We start from the raw sequence: 26,716 nt of genomic DNA, 5'->3' as shown, positions 1-26,716 counted from the left end.
TATTATACGCTGCCGATTCAGTTCTGGAACAGCGGGTCGTTGGCCATTAGCCTAAGGTTATAATTCTCGGGGAAATCGGCCCGCATCTGCTGAATTAGCCTTGAGACGCGCGGTTTTTTTCCATTCTGGATATCGCGGACTGCGCCACGCCAACGCTCCTTGCCGGTACCGTGATGGCGCAGATCAGAATCTTGTCCACCGGACCGCTCCCATAGCGCGTCTTGATCCGGCCCGTTTGGAAAGAGCTGGGCGGCCAGTTCAGCAAGCACATCCCACTTTTGGGCGACGCTGACAGGCGAGAGTCTGAGGAGCCAACGATCGAGAATGCCGACCTGATCGAGACAATGGCAGAGCACCGGCGCGACATCTCTGCGGCCACCACGGCAGATCGAGATTAAGTCGTCAACGACGTCACGTCGTCCGCGCGATGCGAGGCTACGTCCAAGCAGATCGGCATCGGACATGGTGAGAGGCTGAAGCGCATGGATTGCTGCCAAAACCCACCGGCGGAACCGCGCATGGTCGATCTTGCCGAGTCCCTCGATGATGCGAAGTCCTTCCGCAAGCGTCTTGTTCGGGAAGCGCATGAGGAGTTGGTCGAGCCGTGGGTCACGGACGATTTCTTCAGCCAGTTCAGGCTCGATTGAGGTGTTTTTCTGACCGGTGCTCGCGTTTGCGAACCATGCATCCTTCGTTGCTGTGAGGAGGCAATTCCGGACGAGCTTCGGCACTTTGTTCCAAACCTCGTTCCTCCGCTGGTAAGCTGTTAGGTCCGCCAGCGGCGATATGGAAAGAAGCTGAAGTAGCTCCGCCGACGGCTTGCCGCCGTCTATCTGTTCATCGAGGAGTTGGTCGAATGCCTTCCGTGGATCCTCGGGGCCTCGCCACGCTCCGGATTCGATCTTAAGTGCTGCGGCCCATATGCGTCGGTTCGGCTCGGTCGACATGTCACGCCTCGCCAGAAGCATCGGATCTTTCGCTACTGCCTCACCCGCGATCGCGAGTACCCGTTCGTCGGGGACGCTGACCACCGCGTCAAGGAGTTCTCCGGGCGTCGCGTGGCGTATTGCGATCCGCATTGCGAAAGTGTCAGCACCGGGCTCTACGGCGCTCTGGGCGCTTGCCGCATCTGCGGGCTTCATGCTGGCCGCCGCCGCGACGGCATGCAGCCGAAACAGCTTATGCTTGGCGGCAGAAGCGATGATTGGCTTCGCGGTAACGGTATCTAGGTCTGTCGGGGCCGCAGCCTCAAGCGCTTCTAGTCCCGTCTGATCGCTCGCGACAAGCGCGACGAGCGATGGGGAGATGCGTGGCTCGGACTTCGCCCAGCGCCAGAACCCGGCCGCAAACTGGCCATTCTTCGTCGCCACAGAACATTCTAGGCCGCGCCTCGTAGCCTCGCGCCAAGGCACGATGGCATTGTTAGTGATCAGAGTGTCGGTGATGATAGTCACCACGTCAGCATCGTCGGAATGAAGGTAGTTGTTCTGTTCGACCCATGTCTCAAGCGCCTGCCAGACGCGGCCGCTGGTTTCGAACCCCCGAAACGCGAGGTTGCGCAGTGTTAGGATCTCTGATGGCCGAGCTGAGGGGATTACTTCGACGAGGCGGTTGACGATGTGCCTTTTCTCGACCACGCCCAGCTTAGGGTCTGGCGAGAGCCGCTCGATTAGCCTCGCGGCTGAGATGAGCCGTGGGACGGTATCGGGCGTCGTCGTTGCCATAGCGTGTGCCTGCTCGAGCAACTGGAGTTCGTGGAAGTCGTTAAGGTTGGCGCCGATCCTGTCACTGAACTCCAGCAGCACTGCACCATCGGCCGAGCCATCGATCATTCCTGCGGCTCGGAATCGTTCGGTGCCGCTGCGGCCGACGATCCGCTGTCCGCCTTGCCATCGCCCGATGAGGGAAGCAGGTGTGCAGACGATTGTTGGCTCGGGATTTTCCAGCACGTCCCTTGGGCCGAAGCTCAGACGAAAGTCGAGCCTCCGCCGCAGGGCAGGCCACAGGCGTCCCCACAGCGCGACGATGAGTCTCTCGAACCCGTCCGATCCGATCCGCACCACGGGGCCGGCACCGCGGCTGATAAGTGCCTGGGCTGCGTCTGCGAGATCGAATGTCGCAGGCGGCATTCCCGGTAATGAAGGTACCTCAAGCGCATCAACCACCGCAGGCGCCACGTCGAACGATGTGATGAGGTGCGCGAGAAGCGGACGGAGATCATCCATAGCGGCTATCTCGTCCAAGTCGCAGATCAGCGCGTGAGTGACTACCATGCCCGACCGGCCAGCCGTCGGATCGCTGAACATACGCGCGATAACGTACCGGTTGCGGACCGGAAACCCCGACGTGACGGGTGACCAGTCCGCCCCTGGGGGCTCAGTGTCTGGCAGGTCTAGACGCTGCGCCAACTCGCTCGCGAACTGGTGGTCTCCGCTCGCACATATGAGGGCATGCCCGTGGTTGACAGTGCCAAAGATCGCCTGGTCGACGTGCATCTTCCTTTACCGGTCCACTCGAGCGCTGGCGTCGAGAAGGTGGTAAATCGGCAAGGTAAGGTCGCTGCTCTTCGTACCGTTCGCGTTAATGACATACCCGAAGTGCTCGGGCCCCTTGCTGGCATATTCTGTGTCGCGACTCGTTGGATTGAGCGGACGTTCGAGCGCGGAGAGGCCCATGATCAGCGGTTGCCGCCAGTTCGACTTTACGAACGCCGAAACGAGCGGCAATCTCACTGCCAGAGCCTCCAATGGCGTCGGTGCGATCGCAGTTTCGTCCCAACACGTGAGGAGTATGCCAAGGCGAGGGAGGCAGTGCGACCTTGACATGGACCTATAGGTGAAAATGAGCATTTGAAGTAGTTCCACCAATCTGGCCTGGTCGGAAGGATGTACCTCCCGGTTTTCGACCGGGACGCCCTTCAGATCGACCAGCCGCTTGGAGAATATGTCGTCGCCGATGCTCGTTTGTTGAAGGCGGATGAGTAAGAGCCAGGCATCGGCCTCGTGGACACGCCTTTGCCACGCATCAGGGAGCCGCCGGTTCTCGATCACCGACTTGATCTGCTCCCCACCATATTCGGGCCAAACCAGATTACCTTCGCGCCCGGCCGCGTTAACTATTGGCCAGACGCTGTCGACGTTGACGGACCGCGCAGTATGTCCCGCAGCGCGCCCTTCATCAAGGTTTTCCAGCGCGGCTTCAAAGGCCTCAAGGTTGGTGGCCGCACCATTCATGCGCAGCGCTCCCGGTATCCGCATGAGACGACGTAGCAGCTGTGCCCCGTAGTGGGTCTTGCCCACGCCGCTCTCGCCGATGAGAAGGATTGAGCTGGACGTCTGGCTCACGGCTTCCGGTTCCCGTAAATAAACAGGGGGTCGTCGGACGTCGATAAAGGCGGCGGCAAACAAAGCCCGCGTCGTCTGACTCTGGTTGCCCACTGGAGGAGCTCGATCAGTCCGGTACCCTTGTTCCCCGCTGGGTCATCGACGGATGTTTCTAGCACGCTGACCGAGTGCTCGACCACCTCGCGCATCGCATCGGTGACGGCACCGCGAACGGCCTGCTCCATCTCCGGAGAAATATCGACGTCTGATTTGGTCCAGACGAGAGCTACGGGACGGCCATGACATTCAGCACCCAAGCGCATCGCAATGCGTTGCAGTGAGCCGCGAGCGGTCCCCATTGATTCGCCGGCAAGAGCCTCGCGGTCGGCCACGATAATGAAGGCGTCGGCATTGTCGGATACCCAGCGCGCGCCTGCCCCTTCTTCAGAATCCGCATTGATGGCCCATCGCTGGAACCATTCGCCGGGCGCATCGGTGAAGAGATAGTCGACGGATCGCTGGCCGTTCTCGGCACTGAAGGTCAGATGCAGGAGACCCGGTGCCCTTCCACCGTGGCTAGTGGTGTGAGCAGGAAAGCGCGGTGCTTGGCCCGGTGCCCACCGCATCGAACCTGCGACTGCCTCCCACCCAGAGAGCGTGTAGGATCCGGCGAACAGCCGGTCTTTGGTGTCGGCTAGGCCTCGCCCAAGTAGGAGGTACCATGCTGCGAGCAGGGTCGTCTTGCCAGCGTTCTGTGGCCCCACAACGCCAATTACGATCGGCTTGCCACGGCCCGAAACGAATCCCAGGTCTGTGAGACCGAACGCGCTGCCGGACCACGGCATTAGCATCTCGCCAGAAAGACTTTCGTCCGCAGTATCGGTCACCTTGGCGCCGTGCCAGATCGGGCATTTCGACAGGTCTGTGTGACCGAGCTCGCAGCTAGTGTCAGGGACAAAGCACGTAGTTTGCGTGCACTTCTTCATAGGTCAGTTCTTCTTCGCAGAGCGACGCTTGGCAGGCGAGGCGTCTTTCGTCGCCTTCGATGCCTGGAGTTCTCGGAAGAGCCATCCTGCCCACGCGACCGCGTCCAGTTCAGAGGCAGCAGGGACGCCCGTTAACCGCTGAAAATCGTCCGCATTTTGGGCGTCGATGCGCGCAGGGTGACCTATCAGGGCGAGAAGCGGCCCACGGCCATCTGGCGCCGCTGCAAGCAGGGCAGCCGTGGCGCGAAGCGAAGCGAGATCGCTGTGGTTCTGGGCCTCAGCAACTAGGTCGCGCACAGGCCGCTTGCCGTGATCCCCTGTACCCTGCAGGTGCAGGACCGCCTCGCTGAGAAATGCCGAAACGCTCGCGGGCGAGAACAATGGCACCGCCTTGAACAGGTCAAGCGCCATAAGCGCGGCGGCGACCGAAGGCAGGAGTTCACGGTAGCTCTTGCCTGCCGAGGGAGAATATAATGCCTCGCGCCACCACAAGAGATTGGTGCGCCGCTGGAGCCCAGCGGTGGCGACGCTGATTGATTTGAGTGTGTTGTCAACGTAGCCGGAAACCACTTTCGCCAATTTGCTGAATGGTTCGGCCAAATCCGGCTGCCTGACTTCGATCTCGGCCATGGCAGCGTTGATTGCGGTGGCAATCGCCGTTCCAGACCGTGTTCCGAATTCGTAGACCCAAGGCTGAAGCTGGTTTTGTAGCGGCCAATTTTGATTACCATTTGTCGCGACAGCACCTTGCCCAGGTGATTGGTACGATGGGCCAGCAGCCGCTTGCATGCCTGCCTGCAGGTCGCTTGCAGACGCCTCGCCGATCGTAACTTCAGGTGCAGTGAAGGTAGGGACTTCGTATTTCATCGGAGGAACCGATATGGTCTCCGGCGTCGCCCACTCTTCCTCTGCTCGTGCGTCAACGCGACGCTCGACCTGTTCGACAATGCCGATCCAGATGTCACGCTCATTGTCAACGGGTAGGAGAGGGAGCGCGTTGCGAGCCGATGCGACGAAACACACACCGACCCGGTCGTCTTCTTCCGCAGCGTCAACCAGCGCATCAAGCAAAATAGCGCGGATCACCGTGATAGGTGTCGCCGCGAAAGTGTTGCGGTAGGTTGCCCACCTGTTTTGGAGCGTAGCCAGCGCCTCTCGGACCACGGGATCGTCCTCGGGCGCGCCGGGGTCGAACGCAATCAGCGAGTAGCTCAGCGCTTTAGAGGGGGTCTTTTTCAGTATGCCTGCAAGATCTTTCGCGGCCTGCGAGAGTTTTTGTAACTTGGTGTCGTCCCCGCCAACGTCGATAAGACCTTTGTTCAAAAATCCTTGAAGTGTGGCGTTGTCCACTCTCTCATCCCTCTATATAGCTCGAATTTAATTCTAGCATATAGAGCAGCTAAGCCACGACTCAAGACTACGACGTGTCGTCATTTAAGCAGGATGATGATTGAGGCGAACTGCACGGCTGCGAGGAAGGTCGATTTGAGTTTGTTGTAGCGGGTAGCGATGGCTCGGAACTGTTTAAGTTTGTTGAAGAAGTGCTCGATAAGGTTTCGCTACCTGTAAAGAACGAAGTCCGTTTCCCGTTGTGTTGTTCTGTTGCTTGTTGACGGGATAACCGGAGTAATCCCCCGCTCTGTCAGCCGGTCGATCAACCGGTCCGCGTCATAGGCTCTGTCGGCTAGGAAGGCATCCGGATCGATCTTTTCCAGAAGTTGCTCTGCTTGAGTGATATCGGTATCCTGACGCGGTATGATGTCGATCTCCGCCGGGTTGCCTAGGGCATCGCAGATGGCATGGATCTTTGTGGCCAGACCGCCACGGGATCGCCCCATAACCTGATCCACTCCCCTTTTTACAGGGCTCCGGCACGGTGCTGATGCGCCCGGAGAATCGTGCTGTCGATCATCATGTATTCATTGTCGTGATCCGCAGCCAGACATCGAAAGATCCTTTCGATAACACCAGTTTCGCACCAGCGGCGCAAACGCCGATGCACGTTTTTCCAGTCCCCGAAACGGGCATGAAGATCACGCCAGTGGATGCCAGCGCGGTAGCAATACAGCACGGCTTCCACGAACAGACGGTTGTCCGCAGCCGTGCCGCCGACATGGCCTTCCCGACCGGGTAGAAGCTCCTTTATCCGCTCCCACTGGTCATCGCGTAAACCATAGCGCCGCATCTGTCTGCAGAAGTGGTCCCCATTTTTCGGACAGGGCGATAAGCTATCATCTGGCCTGAACGAGGACGGGTTTTATGGGCAAGGTTACGCGGAAACGGTATGCGGCGGAGTTCAAGTCACGGGTTGCCCTGGAGGCGACCCGTGGCGAACTGACGCTGGCGGAGTTGGCGTCGAAACATGGCGTGCATCAGACGATGATCGCCCAATGGAAGCGCCAGGCGATCGAAGGCATGGCAAGCCTTTTTTCTGGTAAGTCAGTAACGGAACCTTCAGTCAGCCCTGCTGATGTAGAGAAACTGCATGCCACGATCGGCCAGTTGCTGGTGGAACGGGATTTTTTGCGGGATGCCTCTGCTCGGTTGGGCGTGATCAGAGGCGGCAGATGATTGACCCGAAGCGAGCACGCCTGCCGATAATCCGGCAATGCACGCTGCTGCAACTCAACCGGTCGGGCGTCTACTATCGGCCTGTGCCACAGAGCGAGGCCAATCTGGAGCTGATGCGGCTGATCGACGCCCGGTTCCTGGAAACGCCCTATTATGGCTCACGGCAGATGACATGGCATCTGCGCCGCCTGGGACATGAAGTGGGCCGCAAGCGGGTCCGGCGGCTCATGGCGATCATGGGCCTGCGGGCGATCTACCAGAAGCCGCGCACGACCGTGCCCCATCCGGAGCATCGGAAATATCCATATCTGCTGCGGGATCTGGTCATTGATCGGCCTGACCAAGTCTGGTGTTCCGATATCACATATATTCCCATGAAACGGGGATTTCTCTATCTCGTGGTGATCATGGACTGGTTCACGCGCAAGGTCCTGTCCTGGCATCTGTCGAACACGATGGACGTGGAGTTCTGTATCGAGGCGCTACAGGATGCCCTCATGCGCTATGGCGCCCCGGACATTTTCAATACTGACCAGGGGGCGCAATTTACGACACCCCGTTTCACCGGGATACTGGAAGAGCGTCAGATCCGCATCAGTATGGACGGGCGTGGGCGATGGCTGGATAACGTGTTCATCGAGCGTCTGTGGCGGTCGCTGAAATATGAATGCGTCTACCTGCACGCGTTCGAGACCGGATCGGAGCTACGGGCCGGGCTTGGCAGATGGGATCGCCCACTATAACGAAAGGCGTCCGCATACGGCGCTGGCTGGACGTACGCCCGATGAGGCGTATCATGACGTGCCGACGCCATCTGGTCCGGGGTTAACCCCGGACCAGATGGCCAACAGCAACGCCGTCAGAAGGGCGGCATAACAACAACCGGGTATAGCTTATCAAGCCCACAAAACTGTCCGCACAGACGGGCCCACCTCTTGCCTCCCCGAAAAACAGGAAACAGTCACCACATGAAACCAGAAAGTACAACACTCAGGCATCACTCTCAGGCGGTAACTGACGACACGCCGTAGAGCGATCCTTGACTTTTATTTTAGTGGAAGTGCGACAGGGCAATTCATTATTGTACAAGACAGCCCCCGCGCATAAGTAATCCCAATTGTAAATGTTCTACCACTGTTCAGCGGCGATCTCTATTATGGTTAAAGGACACTTTTTAAAGCGTTTACAACACCGTAGTGAGGTAAATATCCAGCAATACCATGAGTGTTGTTCGTAAAATTGTTGACAGTATCGTCGTCTTCAATGCCCGCTGCAAATTCTTTTTGCAGAGCTTTGCCCAGCGTGACGAAGTCCGATGGATCATAAAAATTCATCCATCTTTTTACGCAATCCGGCTTCATCCGAGGTGGTCCGAGCTTCTGCTTGAATACTTCCAATCCCAACGGAGAACCCATGGTTATTAGAAGTGGGATATCGATTTCCGTTCCCCGCTCCTGCATTTCCCGCAAGAGTCTGAATGCGATAACCGTTCCCAGTGAGTGCGTGATCAGAACCTGTGGGCTCCTCTGCAGATAAGGCCGGATAATATTGTCCACCGCATTGCCAGCTCCGGGCGACGATAAATAGGTGTGGGCTTGCTTCAGGACGCGCAGCAAAACTGATCCCTTTAACGGAGATATCTTTTCCAGCGCACGCACGAGACCAACTAGAAACCGACCCAAAGTGCTATCCATTGGGACGGCATCATGTTCCAGTTGTCCCGCAGCAACAATGTCGGCCATTGTGAGGTTTTGTTCAGATGCCGCTTCTTCGAGTGCGGTTGTGAGAAAGGTCATTTCATCTTTGTCGTCGATGTTCACGTCGGTCTGACCGGCACCCATCGCCACCGCTGCATTACCAGTTGTCCAATCGGCAAGAGTTGTGCCGTAGTAGGCCATCTGGGTTTCGGCCCCCTTGAGAAGCCCAGGGGCTACGGTGTGAAGACTCTCGATCCACATCTCGAGAAGTTCTTCTTGCGTTGACCTTTCTTGTCCGATTCCATGTATCATCAAAACTTTCAAAAGTTCGGCTCCATATCAAATTTTCGAATTAGAATTTCAGCACCTTCCCGGCTGAATGAGGTAAATTGGGACGGAAGCAGGAAAGGCATTGCGTCCCTGATGCTCTCTGCAGACTCAAGTTCCGGTTCTTCGACGAATTCCCACCCCTGACGCAACCAAGGCCAAAGGCCAGCGACAGAGCCAGAAATTTGATCGGTCGCTCTTGTGACCCAGTGCGGCAATTTTCTATTTTCCGAAGAAACCTCGCGTGCGGTCACTGACGGCACCTCAGCCGAATAACCACGTCTGTCCCAATGAATGGGCAGCAATCCCATATATGCGATATCAAACGGAATGCTTTGACCATAATGGCAGTAGAAATAGGCCATCCGACGAATACTATCGATGTCGCCACTATAGTCGTAAAGATAGCTCGATATCGTACCCAAAATCGGATTGAGATGTTTCATCTGTCTAAGTTGAGCAGCTATGCTGTCAACTTGGTCGGCGGTGAGTGTTCCCGCTTGAAGATTTGTTATGGCTTCCACAGAAGAGTTAATCTGATCCTGCGCTTCGCCCCAGCGACTGGCACAGGCCCACCCGATCACGCCGTGTTCGTCACGGCTCAGGATGGTTAGAAGGCCCCCATAAACAACAGTCGACGCAAAAATGCCATCACCGAATTCGATAAGGATCTGAACCGAACGTTCGCATGGAACTTTCACATGCCACTCGTGTAAACACCTGCGTCTCACGCCAAAACCCGGTGCCATACTTGTCCAAATTCTTACGGCTGGTTGCCCAAGCACGACAAGATTTGTACTGGGAAGGAAGCGTCTTTGTCCAAGAGTAAAATTGCGTCGGATGTCTAGCTGAAGCGTGTTGACGCGCGTGGCTGCAGCAGCCTTCTCCACAATATTAAGTGGCGGGGTAATCTTGGATTGGATGACCTCGCTGTCGGGCGCCGAACTCGACGGCGTCTGAGGAGGCTCTGGCCACCGGGGAGTGTCGAAATTGCCATTTCCGGACTCGTTACGGCGGAAATAGATGATATGATCCCTTGGAGTGCCTACGATGTTTTCAGGAGAGCATTTGAGGCGGTAGCACTCACTAATCTCTGTCATCCTAGTTTTACTGAAGAGGTCTAGCGACTCTGGTGTAACACAGTCTTTGAGGTATCTGTCGAACGAGTCACTGCGATGACCACTGAGCCCTTCAAGCATCACAGTAGAAAAGATACATCGGGCGGGCGATTGCTCGTCGCCGTTTAACATGTACGCTTGACCGCCGTCCGCTACGGCGTTGAAACGGTCAATGATCGGAATAGTTTCTTGATACGGTCCGCAAGGCAGAATACCGTCCGGGGTGAGGTCTGCCATGTCCATTCCAGTCGGAAGAGAACGACAAGCATCGCTTACTATCGTAAGGTTCTGGATGCCGTGGCGATATAGTCGTCTTTTCAGTACTTCCACCGATATGGCACGCAGTTCGGTGTTCCAGTCGGTCGGAAGCCATAGGTTTTGCTCGGCGCCGGACCGGCAACCATGCCCTGCGAAATGTAAGATAAAAGCCTCCACGACTTCATTGCCCGGAAGGAGGGCAAGAAGCGCGGTGCGAATACGGGAAACTGTTACCGGTTCTCCCCCGTCATCCGTGATGATCTTCGTGTTAAAGTCGGCTTGGTCGGCCCATTTCTTCATTTCCATTGCCGCCGTAATGGCGCCGGGCAAGAAGGACAGTGGTTGTGCCTTTGACACCCCAATCGTCAAACACAATTTAACCAAGTTGACTTTCTCCTACACAAGGCAACCGTTGAACGTGGCGCACGTAGTAGATGTAAAGGCGCTTATTAAACAGTTACAGAAGGGGCAACCTCAGATCTACCCTCTTTCAAGCGGTTTTTCTGTTTCTCGGAACAAATTCAAAGGGAGGGACAGCGTGATACCATAGCGTAATAATGACCATTTTCTATTCATTTTGTCCGACAGCGGACAATCTGCTCACCCCCCATTACCGACATTTTTCTGCCGGGAAAGGGGAGAGCGTGCTGGCTCGGGTGCAGCCGTCAGAGTCAGAGGGCTGCGCGGATTTTCATGACGGGTTGAGAGGGTAGGAGAGAGTCTCCTGTCCGCCTGTCATGGAGTTTTGCGCTATGGCGACCGCCATTCCCAAAATCACGTTGAGTTCCTCTCGCGACATCCCGTTCAACCGGCTGGTGCTGTCCCAGTCCAACGTGCGGCGTGTGAAGTCCGGCCTGTCGATCGAGGAACTGGCCCGCGACATCGAGCGCCGCGGTCTGCTGCAGAGCCTGAACGTCCGCCCCGTTCTTGACGGCGAAGGGACCGAGACCGGTACCTATGAAGTGCCTGCTGGCGGACGACGCTTTCGGGCGCTCGAACTGCTGGTGAAGCAGAAGAAACTGGCGAAGACGGCGCCCGTGCCCTGCGTCGTACGTGAGGCCGGATCGACCATTCTCGCCGAGGATGATTCCCTGGCCGAAAACGTCCAGCGCGTGGCCCTGCACCCGCTGGATCAGTTTCGTGCCTTCCGTGACATGCTGGAAAAAGGCATGTCCGAGGAGGAAATCGCCGCAGCGTTCTTTGTAGCGCCGGCCGTGGTCAAACAGCGGCTGCGGTTGATGACCGTGTCCGACAAGCTGCTTGAGATCTACGAGCAGGACGGCATGAAGCTGGAACAGCTGATGGCCTTTTCCATCAGCGATGATCATGCCCGCCAGGAACAGGTCTGGGACATCGTATCCCAGAGCCATAACCGCGAGCCCTATGTCATCCGCCGCATGTTGACAGAAAAAACCGTGCGGGCGTCGGATCGTCGCGTGTGCTTTGTCGGGCTGGACACCTATCTCGCGGCCGGTGGGCCTATCATGCGCGACCTGTTCGAGGCCGATGACGGCGGCTGGCTGCAGGATCCGGCCATTCTGGACCGGCTGGTCATGGAAAAGCTGCATGCAGCCGCCGAAGACATCCGTGCCGAGGGCTGGAAATGGGTCGAGACGGCGCTGTCGTTCCTATGGGGCCACACACGGCAGTTCGCGGAGATCGATGGCACGGAATTACCTCCGACTGATGAAGAGACGGCCCGTCTCGAAGCCCTGCATAGCGAGCAGGAAAGCATCGAGGCTGAATACGCCCAGGCCGATGAATATCCGGATGAGGTGGACGCAAGGCTGGGTGAGATCGAACAGGCCATTCTTGCCCTGGAGGAACGGCCTCTGGCGTTCGATCCCGCCGACATGGCACGGGCCGGGGCCTTCGTCAGCCTCGCCAGCGACGGCACATTGCAGGTGGAACGGGGCTTCGTATTACCGGAGGACATGCCGACGGAGCAGGAACAGGCCGATGATGTCGGCGGCACCGGTGAATACGATCACGCTGCATATGACGGGCAGGATGAGCGTGTTGCTGATGATGGCGGCGATGTGGGCGGGGAGGGCGATACTTCCGCTCCCGACGTCGAGCCCGATGAAGAAGACGGGATCAAACCACTGCCTGACCGGCTTCTCACCGAACTGACGGCCTGGCGCACACTGGCCCTGCGGGATGCGTTTGCCAGCAACCCGCACATCGCCCTGACCGAACTGCTGCATATACTGGTGCGCGATGTATACTGGCAGACACCGGGTGCGGATTGCCTTGAAGCCTATGTCCGGGAAATCTTGCTGCCGATCCATTCGCCCGACATGCCCGGCAGCCTTCCTGCCCACGCGCTGCGCCAGCGCAATGAGGGCTGGAAGCACGATTTACCGGATGACGAGGATGCGCTGTGGCGGTGGATCGACGGCCTAGACGATGCCAGCCGTATGGCACTGCTGGCCCATTGCCTGTCCTTCGGCATCAACGCGCTCTACGAGCGCATGCCCGCCTACGGCGCAGTGTCCCAGCGCACCGTGACCGAGCGCCTCAAGCGGGCTGATCGACTGGCGTCAGTCCTCAGCCTCGATCTGGTCGAGGCTGGCTGGCAGCCGACCGTCGAGAACTATCTCGGCCGGGTGACCAAGGCCCGTATTCTCCAGGCAGTGCGGGAAGCACGTGGCGACGAAGCGGCCGAGCGCATCGCCCACCTGAAGAAGCCCGACATGGCCCGCGAGGCCGAGCAACTGCTGGAGGGTTCGGGCTGGTTGCCCGAAGCGTTGCGCACGACAGGTGGTGCAGAGCAGGTGTTGGTTGAAACGGCAACGGTAGACGAGGGTATGGAGGCCATCGCCGCCGAGTAGCCTTTATGAGGTCTGGAACTTTGAGACAGCGGCTTCCGGTGCCCGGAAGCCGCTTTTTTCATGTCCGGCGCCCCGGAAAGAGGGAGAGGTCGGCTTCGCCTTGGGTGCCGAATAACCGGCATCAGAGGAGAGTTTTCCATGACCACGACCACCATCCTGCCCCCTGCGTCCCGCGGCTTCCGTATAGATCCATCGCGCGGGGAGCGCAGTGCCCGCGTATCGTCCGAATGGTTCTCGCGTCCCGATGACGAGCGTTACCTGTCCCTGTCCGACCTGCATGCCGCCACACTGGCGCGGGCGGATCGGGCCACCGCTCGTACGGTGGAAAGTCGCGCCATTCGTGTCGAGGCGTCCCGCGATAATGCCGAGCGTCTAACCCTGACCGTGCCGGGGCAGAATGAGCCGATTGCACCGACGCACTGGTCGTTCGGCCAGATGTGCAGCCTTGTTGGCGCACCGTCGTCCTATCTGCGCAACCTTCCGGCTCCACTGGCGGCGATCAATCTGCAGTACGGGCTGCTGTCGCACCGCGCCGAACTGGTGAAAACGCTGGAAACCGAGGACGGGCGGGTGGAACTTCGCGCCGTGACCGGCCCCGATTACGGTCGCATCTGGGACCACGAACTGGTCGGTGCGGTGCGCAAGATCGCTGGAGATGGCACGGGTGACACCAACTGGAAGGTGCCCGGTGTCATCGACTGGGCGACCATGACCCATAATCCCTATGTGGACATTACCAAGGAAACCACGACGCTCTACGCATCGGATCGCGATGTGTTCTTGTTCCTCGTGGACGATACACACCCGATCGAGGCCGGACGCCTGCCCAATGGTGACCCCGACCTCTACTTCCGGGGTTTCTATGCCTGGAATTCGGAAGTCGGCAGCAAGAGCCTTGGCATTGCGTCATTCTATCTGCGTGGAGTGTGTCAAAATCGTATGTTGTGGGGCGTCGAAAATTTCGAACAGATCACGATCCGGCATAGCAAGTTCGCCGCCTCGCGTTTCGTGCATCAGGCCACGCCGGCCTTGCGGAATTTCGCCACGGCCAGCCCGGCGTCGTTCGTCTCTGGCATTCAGGCCTCGCGCCGGGCGCAGGTGGCCAGAACCGATGAGGATCGCGAAAGTTTCCTGCGGCGGCGCGGGTTCTCGAAACCGGAAACCACCAGAATCATCGAAACAGTGCTGCACGAGGAGGGACGCAAGCCCGAGAGCGTGTTCGATTTCGTGCAGGGGATTACCGCACTGGCGCGGACGAAGACCAACCAGGACACACGACTGGATCTGGAGGGCAGGGCACGCAAGCTGATGGAGAAGGTCGGATGAGCGGGCCTGTCATCAGAAAGTGACGTGGTGGGGAAGGGGCGGCGGACAAGGGCCGCCGCCTTTTGCCTGTCGGCAGGTCAGTCGTTCAGGCTGTCCTTGAGCGCCTTGGCTGGTGTGAAGGCCAGCTTGCGCGAGGCTGCGATCTGGATGGTCGCACCCGTGGCCGGGTTGCGGCCTTCGCGGGCGGCGACTTCCCTGACCTTGAACTTGCCGAAGTTCGGCAGGGTGATTTCATCACCGGCCTTGGCGGCGGCGGTCATCGCTTCGATCAGGGCGTCCAGCACCTTGCGGGTATCGGTCTTGCTTGTGTCGGTGGTGGTGGCGATATGATCGACCAGATCGGCAATCTTCATGAAACTATCCTTTTGCATTCGGGCCTGTGCCCGTTGCCTTTGCCGTTACGGGGGAATCATGGCGGCATCAAGCCTGCAGGGAGGGTGAGATGACCAATGCGCAGTCATGGGATGCTGGCGATCTGGCCCGCAGGCTGGCCGAAAATGCCGAGGCGGTGTGTCGCTATTACCTTTCAGCCGGGCGAAGGCATGGCAATTACTGGCTGGTCGGCAACGTTCACAACACGCCTGGGCGGTCGCTCTATGTCCGCCTGCATGGTGGTCTGGACGGGCGTGGCCGTGCTGGGAAATGGACGGATGGTGCGACAGGACAGCACGGCGATCTGCTCGACATCATCCGTGAAAGCCTCGGGCTGCTGGATTTTCGCGATGTCGCCGACGAGGCCCAACGTTTTCTCTGCCTGCCGCAACCACAGCCACGACAGACCGCTGATCGTGGTCGTTCTCATGCGTTCAGCCACGATATTTCGGGGAAGGTATCTGGCACCGCAGACGCCGCATGTCGGCTCTGGGCCATGTCCCGCCCGGTTGAGGGCACCTTGGCGGAAACCTGGCTGCGCCATCGTGACCTCACCCGCCTGACGGACCTGCCATCGCTGCGTTTCCACCCGGATTGTTACTACCGGGCCGATGCCGACAGCCCGACCGAGACCTGGCCCGCGCTGATTGCCGCCGTGACCGATCTCAACGGCACTCTGACCGGTGTGCACCGCACCTGGCTGGCGCGGGACGGAAAGGGCAAGGCGCCCGTCGCCATGCCTCGTCGGGCGATGGGCGACCTGCTTGGCAATGCCGTGCGCTTTGGCACGGTGTCCGACGTTCTGGCGGCAGGTGAGGGGATCGAGACGGTAATCTCGCTTCATGAGGTCATGCCCGATCTGCCGCTGGCCGTCTGCCTGTCCTCGGCGCATCTCGCCGCCATGACGTTTCCGCCCACGCTGCGTCGCCTCTACGTGCTGCGCGATGACGACCCGGCCGGAGACCATGCGGTGACGACCCTGCAGGCCCGGACGCAGGAGGCCGGGATCGAGTGCCTTGTGCTGTCACCGCGTCTGGCGGACTTCAACGATGATCTCCGCTATCTCGGGCGTGGGGCGATGCGGGCAATCCTGCATCCCCAGCTTGCCCCGCAGGACGTGGCGCGGTTTCTGCATCCGGTCATGCACTGAGGCGGGCCGGGAAGGGGGTGTGAGGGGCTTCTTTTTTCCAGTGTGACGCGGGGGGTGTCCCGTTTCCGGATGGGGCGCGCCCGCGGCCTTTCTGGAAGGGGAGCGGGCGTCAGCCAGACCGGGCCTGCAATGGCGGAGACGGCTATTTTCCGCCGCGCGTGCCGCGCTTTGCATCGCGAAGCAAAATAGCCGTCTCCCTGCCATCCTCCACTGCGTTTCGGCCGCGCGCGGTTCCGGCCCGGCCTTCGTCTGCCGCTATCCGCCCCCGGAAAGGCCGCGAGGGGCGCGGCCAGAACCGGAGGACAGACCCATGACCCGCACACAGGACGATTTCGAACCCGCACACGCCACCTCTTCCACCGCCCACGTGCTGGCCGAACTTCAGCTTTATGGCCATCGTCCCTTCGAGGACGAACCGGACCCGAGGCCGCTGCCCGACGCCAGCCAGATCGAGGGCGCGGTTGCCGATATCTTCGACGCCCTGTCAGCCACGCTGACCGAAACCCGGCTGGAGCCCGATCTCGAACCGCTGCTCTGGTCCACGGTCAACGTCTTCCACCGCATGGTCGGGCAGGTCGAGCGCGATCTTGACCGCAACGAGGTAGCGCAGAAACGCAGCCAGCAGGAACAGGATGGCAGCGAGATCCGCTCGGTGGAACTGGAACGCCTCATTGCTGAAGGGCTGACCCTGCTGGAGCGACGCAACGCGTACGAGATCTTCCGCGACCTCGCCTGCGACCAGTTCGAACGTCTGACGATGTCGCCCTGGCGGCCACGCTCCGGCTCGCTGGTCAGTCGCAGCACCCTGACGGCCTCCATGATCGACAGCCGTGATTTCCTCAACGCCCGCAGGAAAGCTGAAACGGAGCTGCTGGTGCCGGCTGGCCCCAAGGTCGCGGTCACCGGTGGGCTCGACTACGAGGACCATCTCCTGATCTGGAAGCGTCTGGACAAGGTGCGTGAGAAGCATCCTGACATGGTGCTGCTGCATGGCGGCTCACCGAAGGGCGCTGAATTCATCGCCTCCCGCTGGGCCGATCACCGGCAGGTGGCGCAGATCGCCTTCAAGCCCGACTGGAACCGGCATGGCAAGGCCGCTCCGTTCCGGCGCAACGACGCCCTGCTGAAAGTCCTGCCCATGGGGGTCATGGTGTTCCCGGGATCGGGCATTCAGGACAATCTGGCCGACAAGGCAAAGCAGATGGGTATCCCGGTCTGGAGGTTCCAGAAAGAGAGTGGCATCTGACAGGCTTTGCAGAAACCGTGCCGAGAAATCGGCATGGTAGCATGTAGCATCTAGCTAGCGCGTTGACTGCTGTTCAGCGTCTAAAAGAAATAAAGCACGACGCATTCAATCCGGCTATCCAATAGCGCATTGTAGCATATTCTGCCGTCGATCCCGATCGACAACATTGGCCTTCTACCTTAAAACACGCCTGATTGACTTAGTGGTATCTACAACTTGTTTTTCTTCGGTTTTGGCTGATGAAGCCTTCTTTTCACATTCGGCTTCAACGCGTTTCGGACATCCTTGTCGACGGTTGCAAGATCGAACCACTCGGGATCGAAATGGCCACCACACCAGGCCTTGGTTTCCCGATGCTCGGGATCCTTGGGGGAGTCAAGTACCTCCAGAAACTGCTCATAGCCTGGAATGCCACCGACGTCCTCGGGTGGGCGGGCTCGCGCGCCGTCAACGCAGGTCGCGTGCAGGGGAGCGCTTTCGAGGAAAAGCAGATCTTCGATTTCTACAGTATGATGCCAGTCGTCGCCAAAATCATAGACGTAGGTGAACGTCGTGCCCGCGTTGCGGAAATCCCGCAACCGGACCTGGCGCGCGTCAAAGACCTGAGGATCGCCGATGGCAGATCCTTCCGCAGCCTCAATGGCATTTCCGTAACGCAGTCCCCCGATCTCGAACTCATGGAGATGAGAATTCCACCAGTTAAAGGCCGCCTGGATAGCGAGATGAAGCTGCTCTAGGTTCCATTCACTCGGCACGACGAGACGCCGCCAGACGGCTGGTTTGATATCGTCGATCGAGACTCTGATCTGCATAGCATTGGGAGGTCCAAACATGATTGCAAGAAAAATGGCAATTCCTGACAAAGTCAAGAAAGTTGCGTGTGGTGAGGTGTAAGATCAGTGCCGATTTCTCGCACTGTTTTCACATAGCGTGGTGGGCATCATTTCCACGACGGTTTGTAAAAACAGTCATGATACATGAAATCTGACATCTGATTCGCAATGACGTCGGCTTCCCAGTTCCTGTGCACCTGATGGCGGGAAGCACGTTCACCCGTCACTCGGAAGGCCCCACCCGGAGAACCGGCGGGACGGAGTTCGAGGCAGCCCCGTGCGCGTGCGGGGACGGTCCATCGGGATGAAAAGCCCATGGCACCCTCATCGGCGAAAGGGCCGGGACGGCAGGCAGCTAACGAGGGACCATCCTGTCCGCTTTGACGGGATGCGCCTGTGCCGGGAGCGGGGGCCTGTCGCACCGCACGACGCAACCCTACCCATGAGCGGGTGAAAAGGGGGCGTAACATCGGGGACGGCAGAAACGACCACCGGACGGGGCCAGTTTACAACAGTGGCAGCGTGACAGTCTCGCGCCAGATTGCATCGTCACCCTCTGAAGGACCAGCCATGCCGGCATCGTATCTCCTGGGGGGCTGTCGGGTCCGCACACCATGGCCTCTGTTGGATGGCTGATCTAGCCGAAGACCGGCTACGCCTCGATCGGCTGGCCGCAACGGCGTTCCAGAACTTTCTTCCCCTGTCGGCTGCGCCGCCATTCCTCGCGGGACAAGAAAGTTCCGGCCCTGCCGTCCTCCGCTGCGCTGCGGCCCCTATGGGGTGCTCTGCCGCTCGCCTCCGGCTGGTCGATCGCCATCGAGGCCACGGTGGTCGCGGCCCGATAACAGCATGGAGATACGACAATGGCTAACATCGGTTCCTTCAAGAAGGTGGGCGAAGGCTTCGAAGGCGAAATCGTCACCCTGGCCCTGCAGGCCCGCAATGTCCGGCTGGTGGCCGAAACCAACCGCCCCAACGACAACGCCCCCAACTACCGCGTCTATCTGGGCAGGATTGAACTCGGTGCGGCCTGGAGCCGCCGCTCCAGCGAAGGGCGCACCTATCTGAGCCTGAAGCTGGATGATCCCTCCTTCGCCGCCCCGATCTTCGCCAACCTGTTCACCGACGAGGAAGGCGAGGGCTACTCCCTCATCTGGACCCGGCCCCGCAGCCGGAACGGGGACTGAACCTCCCACACCCAACCCCGTCCGGTCTCTCCGGGCGGGGCCTTCCGGGGTTTCTTTTTCTACGTGCCCTTCCAGGGCGCGGGCGATCGTGCTGGTCGCCCGACGTGAGACGCAGGCAGAATACGAGGCTTTCCCTCAGCCTTCCCATTGTGCCATGCGCGAGGGCGCACCGCGTCAAGGACACGTGGTCCCCCCAATTTTGCCCGATGCACCCGTGCCGGGTGCGCCGAACAAAATCGGCTCCCCCACGCGCCGACAGGCCGGTCGCCTGCGGCGATCCCTGACCCGGTCCGCCCCGGCATGAGCCGTCCGTCCTGTCTTCGAGAAACGAAAGGAGCAGGACGATGACCACGCACCACGACCACATCCAGATGCTGCGTGCCGAACTGACCAGCGTTCACCTCAGTCGTCGCGAGCGCCGGCAGATCGAGCGCGAACTCAAAAAGGCGCTTGCCCGACGCGATGCCGAGCCCCCCGCCTGACGGGGGGCTTCCGGTTTGCGGCGAAGCAATACGGAGTTTTTCAATCGTTCACCACGATCATATGATCTCCAATTGCCGGGTTCTCATCGGATGACGCGCCGTGGATACTGAACGTCCGGGCAGGCGTCGCCACCCGTTCTCAGGCAAACGAGGGAGGGCGTCATGCCCGGAGCACACTGGCACGACCAGGCGCGGTACGAGTATCTGCGCAACGCGATCCCGGCGGAACTCGGCTGGGAATATCTTCGGCGCAATCGTCGCTATCGCGACGAACAGCGCGCCTGCGCCGACCTGTCTCCCGACGATCCGGCCCAGGCGGAATTCGCCCGCCGCTGGGGTCCGCGATTTCGCCGCCGATCCTGATCAGCGATTCAGCGGGCTGACCGCGCTTTGGTCGCGTCTGGCCCTGCCGACGATCCTGGTCATCCGGCCATTGCCGCCAGCCCAGACGTTGACCCCGCGCCGTCTCGATCTCCAGACGCTGTCCGATGTGCGTTTCGTCGAAACATACGACGGAATCTACATCTGTTGTGTCTGTGCTGGCGTGACCTGGCAGCTCTGGATGGAACACCAATGGCCGGGGCCGCACCATTATGTTTTCGAGCAGGCATACGACAGCTTCACGCCATTGCGGGCTCACGAGACAATCCGCTTCTGGCGGGTGCTCGCGGGATTCCCGGATCCCGGTCCCTGGCACAGGATGTCGGCGCAGTCCATCGCACGCCACATTCTCGCCCTTCGTGTCAAAGACGCTCTTGCCATGGGCGTGAGCGAAAGGGTGATCGCCGATCGTCTTCTCGGTGAACCGACGGCGCGCGCCTATGACTGGCCGGATATTTCCGGCCGTGGGCGGTTTCGTCGTCTCAAGAATCTGGCGGACCGGCTGATTGAAGGCGGTTACCGCGATCTCATGGGCTATCCACTGTCGCGCCGCAGGTGAGTGCAGGGCCGCATCCGTCCGCATTGTTTTGTCCCTGATTTTCATGACGTCTCCCTGATAATAGCGAAGCACAAAAAGCAGTTTTGCCGGAACGTATTTTCGAAGGCGTGCGGCAAGCGGCGGTGTTCGGGTGGTGAAAAGGACTGGTTCCTGTTTCATTTCATGGACGCTTTTGCCGTCGATAAAAACGTCCATTCCCTGAGCCGCCGATTATCCACCAGCGTCCCTCCATACGCCCCGGTCTTTGCCGGGATCTGTATGAAAAAGGAGACATGGTCATGGTGATCGCACCACGCCTGATGCGTGTTCGTGAGGCGGCCCGGTTTCTGGGTATCTCGCTTCGCACGCTCGAAAAACACCGTACTTACGGCACCGGACCGCTCTACCGGAAAGTCGGTGGGCGGGTTCTGTATTCCGTCGAGGACATGATGGCCTGGACCGCCGGGGGGGCGCGCCATTCACCGTCGGAAACGACGTCGAGCCGTGTTTTTCCGGCGCGCCCACTGACTCCCGAAGAACGGGAGAGCCTGTAATGGCCGCCGATGAAAGCTGGCGGGAGCCAGACCGCCGCTTCGTGGTCAGCGGACCGGCGAGCCCGCGTGACCAGCGCGATCTGATGGGCCGACCATTCTTCGCACTGGCGAGACGCCCGCGCTTTGAGCCGATCCGTTACCGGTCCCGACAGATCAATGTGATCGTCCGGGCATCGGCGGACGAAGGTATGGCCACAATCTGGGATGCCGACGTGTTGCTCTGGCTCGCAGGCCAGATTGTCGAGGCTCTCAATCATGGCCGCTGGGTATCACGCCATGTCCGTTTCACGCCCTGGCAATTGTTCCACGATCTTGGCTGGGCAGACGGTGCGCACCAGTACCGCCGTCTTCGCGGTGCCCTGGTGCGTCTGGAGACCACGCGGATCGCCACCAGCCTACGCACCCCTCCTGACTGGCCAGCGCAATCCTTCGCCTGGATCAGTGACTTGGGAATTTCCAGAACGGAGGGTGTGTCGCTGACCCTGCCGATCTGGTTCATGGAAGGTGTTTGCGACTGCTCCCGCGTCCTGACCCTCGACCCCGCCTATTTCCGGCTGGCCGGTGGTCTGGAACGCTGGCTTTACCGGCTGGCGCGCCGCCATGCCGGTCGGCAGAAGGCCGGGTGGACGTTCGATGTGGCGGAGCTTCATGCCCGTTCCGGCAGTCTCACCCCGTTGCGCAATTTCATGATCGATATCGGCACCATCGTGCGCCGCCAGAGTATTCCAGGATACGATTTTCAGCTCGTTCCCGGCGGAAAACCGGGAGTCCTGCGCATTGTTCCAACGGGTCGATCCACAGTGCCTGGGGAAAACCATGTGGATCATACAGTTGCTTCAGATGCGGAACATACCGTTGGTGCAGGTGCGGAATTACCGTTGCTACAGGTGCAAAAACCCGTCGAAGCATCTGATTCAAAAGGAGAAAATGGACCCGTAACTTATATAACTAATATAATAACTTATTATGTAGGGAATTTCGGTCTTTCAGACACCTTCCCGATAGGTCGGTCGGGGCATGGAAAAAAGGCTCGGGAAGTGGTCACGGATCGCATGGTCGGTGTCCCATGACCGCCCGTTCTTTCTCGCCGCAGGGCCATGTGCTCACAACGGTCGAACTGACCTGGATCGAGAAGCGCATTGAGCACTGGATACGCTTCGGCCGCCCCGTCGAGGATCGCATTCTCGACCGTCGGCGCAGGCTGATGAGCTTCGCGCCGGACAGCGTGTTCGCGTTTATCCGCTGGGCCGCGAACGATTTCGGCACCGTGGTGTCCTGCATCGACATCGTGCGGGCCGTGGGCGCTCAGGAAGCCTGCCAGACCGTGCCGTTCGTGCATCCCGGCGGCGAAAGCCTGCTGCGGCAGAGCGGCTGGCCAAAGGTGCGGCGCGTGCTGGAAGCGATCGACGGCGTGGAGGCGCTGGGAATTGATCCTACGACCGCCTGTCCCGATCACTGGCGGCACCTGCATCATCGCCTCACAACGGCGCAGGAGCCACGTCCGTACACGCGCGAACGCCACGAGGCGTGGTTGCGCCGGAGGGCCATGTCATGACCCGGCGCGGCTGGTTTTTCACCACGTATTTCGCCGTGCTCGGCGTGGGCGCCTCGCTGGCGTTTCATCCCACGCCGCGCTGGGTCTGGAACGAAACGGCCAGCGTTCCGGTGGGTCTGTATCGCATCCAGCCCACCGTGCCGCTCCGTGTCGGCGACATCGTCGCGCTTCGCCTGCCCGAGCGCGAGGCCATGCTGCTGGCGACACGCGGCTACCTGCCGTTTGGTGTGCCGTTGCTCAAGCCTGTGGCAGCACTCTCCGGGCAGAGAGTGTGCCGCAACAGCGTGCATGTCACCATCGACGGGAAACCGGCCGGTGATGCGAAGACCGTCGATCATCGGGGCCGCAAGCTGTCGGTCTGGCAGGGCTGCCAACGCCTCGAACCGGGGCAGGTGTTCGTCATGAACACCGCCGTGCCGACCAGTCTGGACGGACGGTATTTCGGTGTCCTGTCGATGAACACTGTCATCGGTCGTGCTGTGCCGGTTCATGTCCGCACTGGCAAGGCGGAGCCGCCGCCGCATTTCGATCCCCTTCCGGACCTGGATGATGCCGTGCGGAAGGGACTGCTCCTGGCTCCGCCCATGCTGCCCGCGAAAGAGAGCGAACCGCCCATCCAATGATGGTGACATGGTCGTCGGATTTTCCGTCATTCCCACTCTGTCTGAAAGGATTTTTCTCATGAGCCAGATCGGATTTTTTACCCGCACTGCCGATGGATTTGCCGGGCGTGTGCGCACCCTGTTGCTGGATGCTGAACTGACCTTCGTGTCAGTGGAAAACAATGGCGCGGAAAACGCTCCAGATTATCGTATTCACCTGGGTGACGGGGATACTGGCCCCGAGCTGGGCGCGGGATGGAAACGCACCGGGGAACGTGCTGGTGAGTATGTTTCTGTGCTCCTGGACGATCCCACTTTCATGCAGCCAATCCGCGCAACGCTGTTCCAGGCCGGACGTGGTGGCCGCGAGTGGCAACTGGTCTGGAACCGGCCTGTGAAACGCCCAGGAGGCCGGGAATGAGTGCCCGGTTTTTCATGTCCGCGGGCGTGCTGGCCGTGCTCGCACTGCCGCTCTCGCCGACGATCGTCCGGGCGCAGGATTTTGATAATCTGGTGCGTCAGGTGGCGGAGCAAAACGCGATCCCGGCGACATGGGTGCGGGCGGTTCTGCGGGCTGAAAGCGCTGGCGATCCCCACGCGGTTTCGGGAGCCGGTGCAATGGGGCTGATGCAGCTCATGCCGGGCACTTGGAAGGATGCCCGGCGAACACTCAATCTGGGGGCCGATCCTTTCGATCCGCACGACAATATCGCGGCCGGGGCAGCCTATCTGCGATGGCTGCATGACCGCTACGGCGATGCAGGGTTTCTCGCTGCTTACAACGCTGGTCCCGGTCGTTATGACGACCATCTGGCGACCGGTCGGCCATTGCCCGCCGAGACGGTTTCCTATGTCGCGCAGGTCCGGACTTTGATCGGAAACCCGATCGTTTCCACCGTTGGATTCCTACCGAAAATCGTGGCCGACTGGCGTGCCGGATCACTCTTCATCGCGGCAGGAAAAATGATCCCGGAATCCATCCGGCCGACGCCGATTTCCGTGGAGAAAAATGCCGTCTCTCTCCATCCCTTTCCGGCCGATTTTTTCGTCTCTCACCTTGCGCCAGAGCAGGATGGGGATGTGCGGGCAGAGGTCATGAAACCATGAGATCAGGCAAGGGAAGAGGGGCAGGGAGGCACGGCAAGATTAAAGGGTGCGGCACTCTGTCCGGCCCGAACCTGCGGTTTTCTCTGTCTGCACATGGGGTTGGCGTCCCGCTTTGCAGCACTGTCGATTTTTCGCGTGGAGTGCGCCGGTTTTCCGGAAACAGGCAGGCTTCCGTCATCCCCCACGGCACTGTGCGGGAAACGGCGGTGTTTCGCGGTGCTGGCCATGTCGTCTGACGACGATACGCGGTTCCGCGTCAGGCCGGGCCGCATCCGGGGCAAGGGGGGCGGAAAGACACGAAGTTTTCTCTCGCGGATGCGCGCCACTATGCGACGGTCGGGGGCGTCCCGCTCGCTCCGAACTCACGGCGGGTCTGGGACGAATGCGCCCGGTGGTTCCGGGGGTACCGCCCCACGTCGCAGCGGGCGATCCGGCGTCCGGAAAGGACGTGGCGCCGCCTTCGTGCGGGCGCGGCATCTCGCGGGCTGGCATCATGCGAAATCCGGTAGCCGCCGCGTTATCGTCAAGTCGCGCATGATCCGTGGGCCGGGCCGTGATGGCAGGGCGCGCGCTCACCTCAATTACATCCAGCGTGACGGCACGTCCCGCGAGGGGCAGCGCGGGCAGCTTTACGGCCCGGAAGCCGATCGCGCCGATGGCGATGCCTTCCTCGAACGCGGGCATGACGACCGGCATCAGTTCCGTTTTATCGTCTCGCCGGAGGATGCCGAGCAGGTGCAGGATATGAGTGTCTTTACGCGCGACCTGATGAAGCAGATGGAAACGGACCTCGGCACTAAGCTCGACTGGGTTGCCGTCAATCATTTCAACACCGGTCATCCTCACGTCCACATCGTCATCAATGGCCGTGACGACCACGGGGATGATTTGGTCATCAATGGCGACTACATTACCCAGGGCGTGCGGGAACGGGCGACCGAACTGGTGACGCTGGAGTTGGGTCCGGAAACAGTGCTGGAGCAACGTCGCAAGCTGGAGAATATGGTCGGGCAGGACCGCTACACACGGATCGACCGGCAGTTGCTGGCGTTGGCGGAAGATGGTCCGATCGACATGCGTGGCGAGCAGGGCGGCGATCATGTCCTGCGCCAGCGGCGGCTTGCGAAGCTGGAGCGGATGGGCCTCGCCAGCCAGACCGAGCCCGGTGTGTGGACGCTCGCGCCGAAGACGGAGAAAACGCTGCGCGAACTCGGAGAGCGGGGCGACATCATCCGCGCCATGAACCGGGCGATGCACGAGCAGGGGCGTGCGCCGGATCCCAGCCTGTTCGTGTTCCATGGCCCGGCTTCACGCGACACGGTGGAGGGACGGATCCTTGACCGCCATCTCTCCGACGAACTGGGCGAGCAGATCGGGCTGGTCATCGACGGGGTGGACGGGCGTACCCATCATGTTGTCGGGATCAACCCGGTTTCCCTGGAAGGGGTGCGAAACGGGAGCATTGTCGCGGTTGGCCCGGAGGTCACAGGCCCCCGTCCCGCCGACCGGGAAATCGTGTCGGTCGCGAGCCGTGACGGTGTCTATCGCGCGGACGCGCATCTTGCGCAGGCACGTTCCATGCCACGTATTCCCGGAGGCGATGCCGACACCTATGTCGCCTCCCATGTGCGCCGCCTGGAAGCCTTGCGTCGTGCTGGCGTTGTCGAGCGGATCGAGGACGGGAGGTGGCAGATCCCCGGCGACTATCTGGAACGGGCTGCGGCGTATGATACGAGCCGCACGAAACAGATGTCCGTGCGCGTCCTGTCCAGTCTCGATCTCGAGGCCCAGGTCTCGGCGGATGGTGCGACATGGCTGGACCGGGGGCTGGTGTCGCGCGGCAGGTCGAATGTGGTTGATGCCGGGTTCGGTCATGAGGTGACCGAGGCCCGCAAGCAGCGTCAGGACGTGCTGGTCGAGCGAGGCGACGCCTGGCACGACAGGGAAGGGCATGTCCGCTACCGCAAGGGGCTGCTGGCGACGCTGGAACGGCGGGAACTGGACCGTGTTGGCCAGGAACTGGGGGCATCACGCGGCATGTCGTACCGCATGATGGCGGACGGGGAGAAAATGCGTGGCACGCTGAAAGAGAAGGTCCGGCTGGCGAGCGGAACGTACGCGCTGGTCGAGAATGCCCAGGAGTTCGTGCTGGTGCCCTGGAAGCCTGTCATCGAGAACCGGATCGGCCAGGAGATTGTCGGCGTCATGCGCGGGGGCACCATGGACTGGCAACTCGGACGGCAGCGGGGGCTGGGATTGTGATGCGGGA

The 26,716-nt window shown here is 60.3% G+C and carries 23 protein-coding genes and 2 pseudogenes; 16 read left to right on the top strand and 9 right to left on the bottom strand.

The features are described 5' to 3' along the window. Window positions 1–17: 17 nt before the first annotated feature. From HNW77_RS05090 to HNW77_RS05070, 5 genes and pseudogenes are all read right to left on the bottom strand, one after another. A complete protein-coding gene (locus HNW77_RS05090; protein WP_172155831.1) occupies window positions 18–2,495 on the bottom strand; it encodes a GAP1-N1 domain-containing protein in 2,478 nt (825 codons plus the stop codon). A 6-nt stretch (window positions 2,496–2,501) separates the two neighbouring features. Next, window positions 2,502–3,344 carry a TRAFAC clade GTPase domain-containing protein gene (locus HNW77_RS05085; RefSeq protein ID WP_172155829.1) on the bottom strand — a complete coding sequence of 281 codons (843 nt, stop codon included), beginning with the start codon at window positions 3,342–3,344 and terminating at the stop codon, window positions 2,502–2,504. Then, complete coding sequence (locus tag HNW77_RS05080; protein WP_196781820.1) at window positions 3,341–4,210, bottom strand: TRAFAC clade GTPase domain-containing protein; 870 nt, start codon at window positions 4,208–4,210, stop codon at window positions 3,341–3,343. The genes HNW77_RS05085 and HNW77_RS05080 overlap by 4 nt, the downstream gene beginning before the upstream one ends. Window positions 4,211–4,312: 102 nt before the next feature. Continuing rightward, window positions 4,313–5,659: a GTPase-associated system all-helical protein GASH gene (locus HNW77_RS05075; protein ID WP_172155826.1), complete on the bottom strand. Its 1,347-nt coding sequence runs from the start codon at window positions 5,657–5,659 to the stop codon at window positions 4,313–4,315. Between the two features lie 80 nt (window positions 5,660–5,739). Next, window positions 5,740–6,494 (bottom strand): annotated as a pseudogene (locus HNW77_RS05070) (IS5 family transposase). 74 nt (window positions 6,495–6,568) lie between these two features. On the opposite strand from HNW77_RS05070, the pseudogene HNW77_RS05065 reads away from it, so the two are divergent. Beyond that, a pseudogene (locus HNW77_RS05065) lies at window positions 6,569–7,756 on the top strand (IS3 family transposase). 284 nt (window positions 7,757–8,040) lie between these two features. Here the strand turns inward: HNW77_RS05065 and HNW77_RS05060 are convergent. Both HNW77_RS05060 and HNW77_RS05055 read right to left on the bottom strand, forming a co-directional pair. Continuing rightward, window positions 8,041–8,778, bottom strand: a complete 738-nt coding sequence (locus tag HNW77_RS05060) for a hypothetical protein (protein WP_196781819.1) — start codon at window positions 8,776–8,778, stop codon at window positions 8,041–8,043. 119 nt (window positions 8,779–8,897) lie between these two features. Further along, complete coding sequence (locus HNW77_RS05055) at window positions 8,898–10,664, bottom strand: caspase family protein (protein ID WP_172155822.1); 1,767 nt, start codon at window positions 10,662–10,664, stop codon at window positions 8,898–8,900. Window positions 10,665–11,032: 368 nt separating this feature from the next. Here HNW77_RS05055 and HNW77_RS05050 point away from each other — a divergent pair, with 368 nt between their 5' ends. Both HNW77_RS05050 and HNW77_RS05045 read left to right on the top strand, forming a co-directional pair. After that, window positions 11,033–13,114, top strand: coding sequence for a ParB/RepB/Spo0J family partition protein (locus HNW77_RS05050; protein ID WP_172155895.1), 2,082 nt, complete (start codon window positions 11,033–11,035; stop codon window positions 13,112–13,114). Between the two features lie 138 nt (window positions 13,115–13,252). Continuing rightward, window positions 13,253–14,440, top strand: a complete 1,188-nt coding sequence (locus tag HNW77_RS05045) for a DUF932 domain-containing protein (protein WP_172155820.1) — start codon at window positions 13,253–13,255, stop codon at window positions 14,438–14,440. Between the two features lie 77 nt (window positions 14,441–14,517). Here HNW77_RS05045 and HNW77_RS05040 read toward each other — a convergent pair whose 3' ends face one another. Next, window positions 14,518–14,793: an HU family DNA-binding protein gene (locus HNW77_RS05040; RefSeq protein WP_007400755.1), complete on the bottom strand. Its 276-nt coding sequence runs from the start codon at window positions 14,791–14,793 to the stop codon at window positions 14,518–14,520. Between the two features lie 89 nt (window positions 14,794–14,882). Between HNW77_RS05040 and HNW77_RS05035 the strand changes: the two genes are divergently transcribed. Together HNW77_RS05035 and HNW77_RS05030 are read left to right on the top strand one after the other, a co-directional pair. Continuing rightward, window positions 14,883–15,962, top strand: coding sequence for a DUF7146 domain-containing protein (locus tag HNW77_RS05035; protein ID WP_172155819.1), 1,080 nt, complete (start codon window positions 14,883–14,885; stop codon window positions 15,960–15,962). A gap of 310 nt (window positions 15,963–16,272) precedes the next feature. Continuing rightward, the gene (locus HNW77_RS05030) at window positions 16,273–17,208 is read left to right on the top strand and encodes a DUF2493 domain-containing protein (RefSeq protein ID WP_172155817.1); all 936 of its coding nucleotides are present in this window, start codon (window positions 16,273–16,275) and stop codon (window positions 17,206–17,208) included. Between the two features lie 209 nt (window positions 17,209–17,417). Here the strand turns inward: HNW77_RS05030 and HNW77_RS05025 are convergent, their stop codons facing one another. Further along, on the bottom strand, window positions 17,418–18,020 hold the full coding sequence (locus HNW77_RS05025) for a plasmid pRiA4b ORF-3 family protein (protein ID WP_241694305.1): 603 nt from the start codon (window positions 18,018–18,020) through the stop codon (window positions 17,418–17,420). Between the two features lie 884 nt (window positions 18,021–18,904). Here HNW77_RS05025 and HNW77_RS05020 point away from each other — a divergent pair. The 11 genes from HNW77_RS05020 to HNW77_RS04970 all read left to right on the top strand — a co-directional run bounded on the left by HNW77_RS05020 (window position 18,905) and on the right by HNW77_RS04970 (window position 26,709). Further along, entirely contained in the window at window positions 18,905–19,228 is a 324-nt protein-coding gene (locus tag HNW77_RS05020) for a DUF736 domain-containing protein (protein ID WP_172155815.1), read from the top strand. A gap of 344 nt (window positions 19,229–19,572) precedes the next feature. Next, window positions 19,573–19,710: a hypothetical protein gene (locus HNW77_RS05015; RefSeq protein ID WP_172155813.1), complete on the top strand. Its 138-nt coding sequence runs from the start codon at window positions 19,573–19,575 to the stop codon at window positions 19,708–19,710. Window positions 19,711–19,872: 162 nt separating this feature from the next. Further along, window positions 19,873–20,073: a transcriptional regulator domain-containing protein gene (locus tag HNW77_RS05010; RefSeq protein WP_144032620.1), complete on the top strand. Its 201-nt coding sequence runs from the start codon at window positions 19,873–19,875 to the stop codon at window positions 20,071–20,073. An 88-nt stretch (window positions 20,074–20,161) separates the two neighbouring features. Beyond that, the gene (locus tag HNW77_RS05005; RefSeq protein WP_172155811.1) at window positions 20,162–20,650 is read left to right on the top strand and encodes a DUF2285 domain-containing protein; all 489 of its coding nucleotides are present in this window, start codon (window positions 20,162–20,164) and stop codon (window positions 20,648–20,650) included. A 272-nt stretch (window positions 20,651–20,922) separates the two neighbouring features. Then, a complete protein-coding gene (locus HNW77_RS05000; RefSeq protein ID WP_172155810.1) occupies window positions 20,923–21,183 on the top strand; it encodes a helix-turn-helix transcriptional regulator in 261 nt (86 codons plus the stop codon). Continuing rightward, window positions 21,183–22,253, top strand: coding sequence for a replication initiator protein A (locus HNW77_RS04995; RefSeq protein ID WP_172155808.1), 1,071 nt, complete (start codon window positions 21,183–21,185; stop codon window positions 22,251–22,253). The genes HNW77_RS05000 and HNW77_RS04995 overlap by 1 nt, the downstream gene beginning before the upstream one ends. Further along, window positions 22,250–22,738 (top strand): DUF2840 domain-containing protein, encoded by a 489-nt coding sequence (locus tag HNW77_RS04990; RefSeq protein WP_172155807.1) that lies wholly within the window; start codon window positions 22,250–22,252, stop codon window positions 22,736–22,738. Before HNW77_RS04995 ends, HNW77_RS04990 begins: the two co-directional genes overlap by 4 nt. After that, a complete protein-coding gene (locus HNW77_RS04985; protein ID WP_172155806.1) occupies window positions 22,735–23,361 on the top strand; it encodes a S26 family signal peptidase in 627 nt (208 codons plus the stop codon). Before HNW77_RS04990 ends, HNW77_RS04985 begins: the two co-directional genes overlap by 4 nt. A gap of 58 nt (window positions 23,362–23,419) precedes the next feature. Further along, entirely contained in the window at window positions 23,420–23,761 is a 342-nt protein-coding gene (locus HNW77_RS04980) for a DUF736 domain-containing protein (RefSeq protein ID WP_172155805.1), read from the top strand. Next, entirely contained in the window at window positions 23,758–24,447 is a 690-nt protein-coding gene (locus HNW77_RS04975; RefSeq protein WP_187353181.1) for a lytic transglycosylase domain-containing protein, read from the top strand. Before HNW77_RS04980 ends, HNW77_RS04975 begins: the two co-directional genes overlap by 4 nt. 462 nt (window positions 24,448–24,909) lie before the next feature. Next, window positions 24,910–26,709 (top strand): DUF3363 domain-containing protein, encoded by a 1,800-nt coding sequence (locus HNW77_RS04970; RefSeq protein ID WP_276592044.1) that lies wholly within the window; start codon window positions 24,910–24,912, stop codon window positions 26,707–26,709. Window positions 26,710–26,716 lie beyond the last annotated feature (7 nt).

The sequence above is a fragment of the Komagataeibacter melomenusus genome (assembly GCF_013155395.1).
Lineage (GTDB): Bacteria > Pseudomonadota > Alphaproteobacteria > Acetobacterales > Acetobacteraceae > Komagataeibacter > Komagataeibacter melomenusus.
Note: the sequence above shows the minus strand (reverse complement) of the source record. Positions and strands in the feature narration are given on the sequence as shown.

Coding starts and splice junctions, on each gene's coding strand:
- HNW77_RS05090 (WP_172155831.1), bottom strand. CDS start 2,495: ATGCACGTCGACCAGGCGATCTTTGGCACTGTCAACCACGGGCATGCC.
- HNW77_RS05060 (WP_196781819.1), bottom strand. CDS start 8,778: ATGGCCTACTACGGCACAACTCTTGCCGATTGGACAACTGGTAATGCA.
- HNW77_RS05050 (WP_172155895.1), top strand. CDS start 11,033: ATGGCGACCGCCATTCCCAAAATCACGTTGAGTTCCTCTCGCGACATC.
- HNW77_RS05045 (WP_172155820.1), top strand. CDS start 13,253: ATGACCACGACCACCATCCTGCCCCCTGCGTCCCGCGGCTTCCGTATA.
- HNW77_RS05040 (WP_007400755.1), bottom strand. CDS start 14,793: ATGAAGATTGCCGATCTGGTCGATCATATCGCCACCACCACCGACACA.
- HNW77_RS05035 (WP_172155819.1), top strand. CDS start 14,883: ATGACCAATGCGCAGTCATGGGATGCTGGCGATCTGGCCCGCAGGCTG.
- HNW77_RS05030 (WP_172155817.1), top strand. CDS start 16,273: ATGACCCGCACACAGGACGATTTCGAACCCGCACACGCCACCTCTTCC.
- HNW77_RS05025 (WP_241694305.1), bottom strand. CDS start 18,020: ATGCAGATCAGAGTCTCGATCGACGATATCAAACCAGCCGTCTGGCGG.
- HNW77_RS05020 (WP_172155815.1), top strand. CDS start 18,905: ATGGCTAACATCGGTTCCTTCAAGAAGGTGGGCGAAGGCTTCGAAGGC.
- HNW77_RS05015 (WP_172155813.1), top strand. CDS start 19,573: ATGACCACGCACCACGACCACATCCAGATGCTGCGTGCCGAACTGACC.
- HNW77_RS05010 (WP_144032620.1), top strand. CDS start 19,873: ATGCCCGGAGCACACTGGCACGACCAGGCGCGGTACGAGTATCTGCGC.
- HNW77_RS05000 (WP_172155810.1), top strand. CDS start 20,923: ATGGTCATGGTGATCGCACCACGCCTGATGCGTGTTCGTGAGGCGGCC.
- HNW77_RS04995 (WP_172155808.1), top strand. CDS start 21,183: ATGGCCGCCGATGAAAGCTGGCGGGAGCCAGACCGCCGCTTCGTGGTC.
- HNW77_RS04990 (WP_172155807.1), top strand. CDS start 22,250: ATGACCGCCCGTTCTTTCTCGCCGCAGGGCCATGTGCTCACAACGGTC.
- HNW77_RS04985 (WP_172155806.1), top strand. CDS start 22,735: ATGACCCGGCGCGGCTGGTTTTTCACCACGTATTTCGCCGTGCTCGGC.
- HNW77_RS04980 (WP_172155805.1), top strand. CDS start 23,420: ATGAGCCAGATCGGATTTTTTACCCGCACTGCCGATGGATTTGCCGGG.
- HNW77_RS04975 (WP_187353181.1), top strand. CDS start 23,758: ATGAGTGCCCGGTTTTTCATGTCCGCGGGCGTGCTGGCCGTGCTCGCA.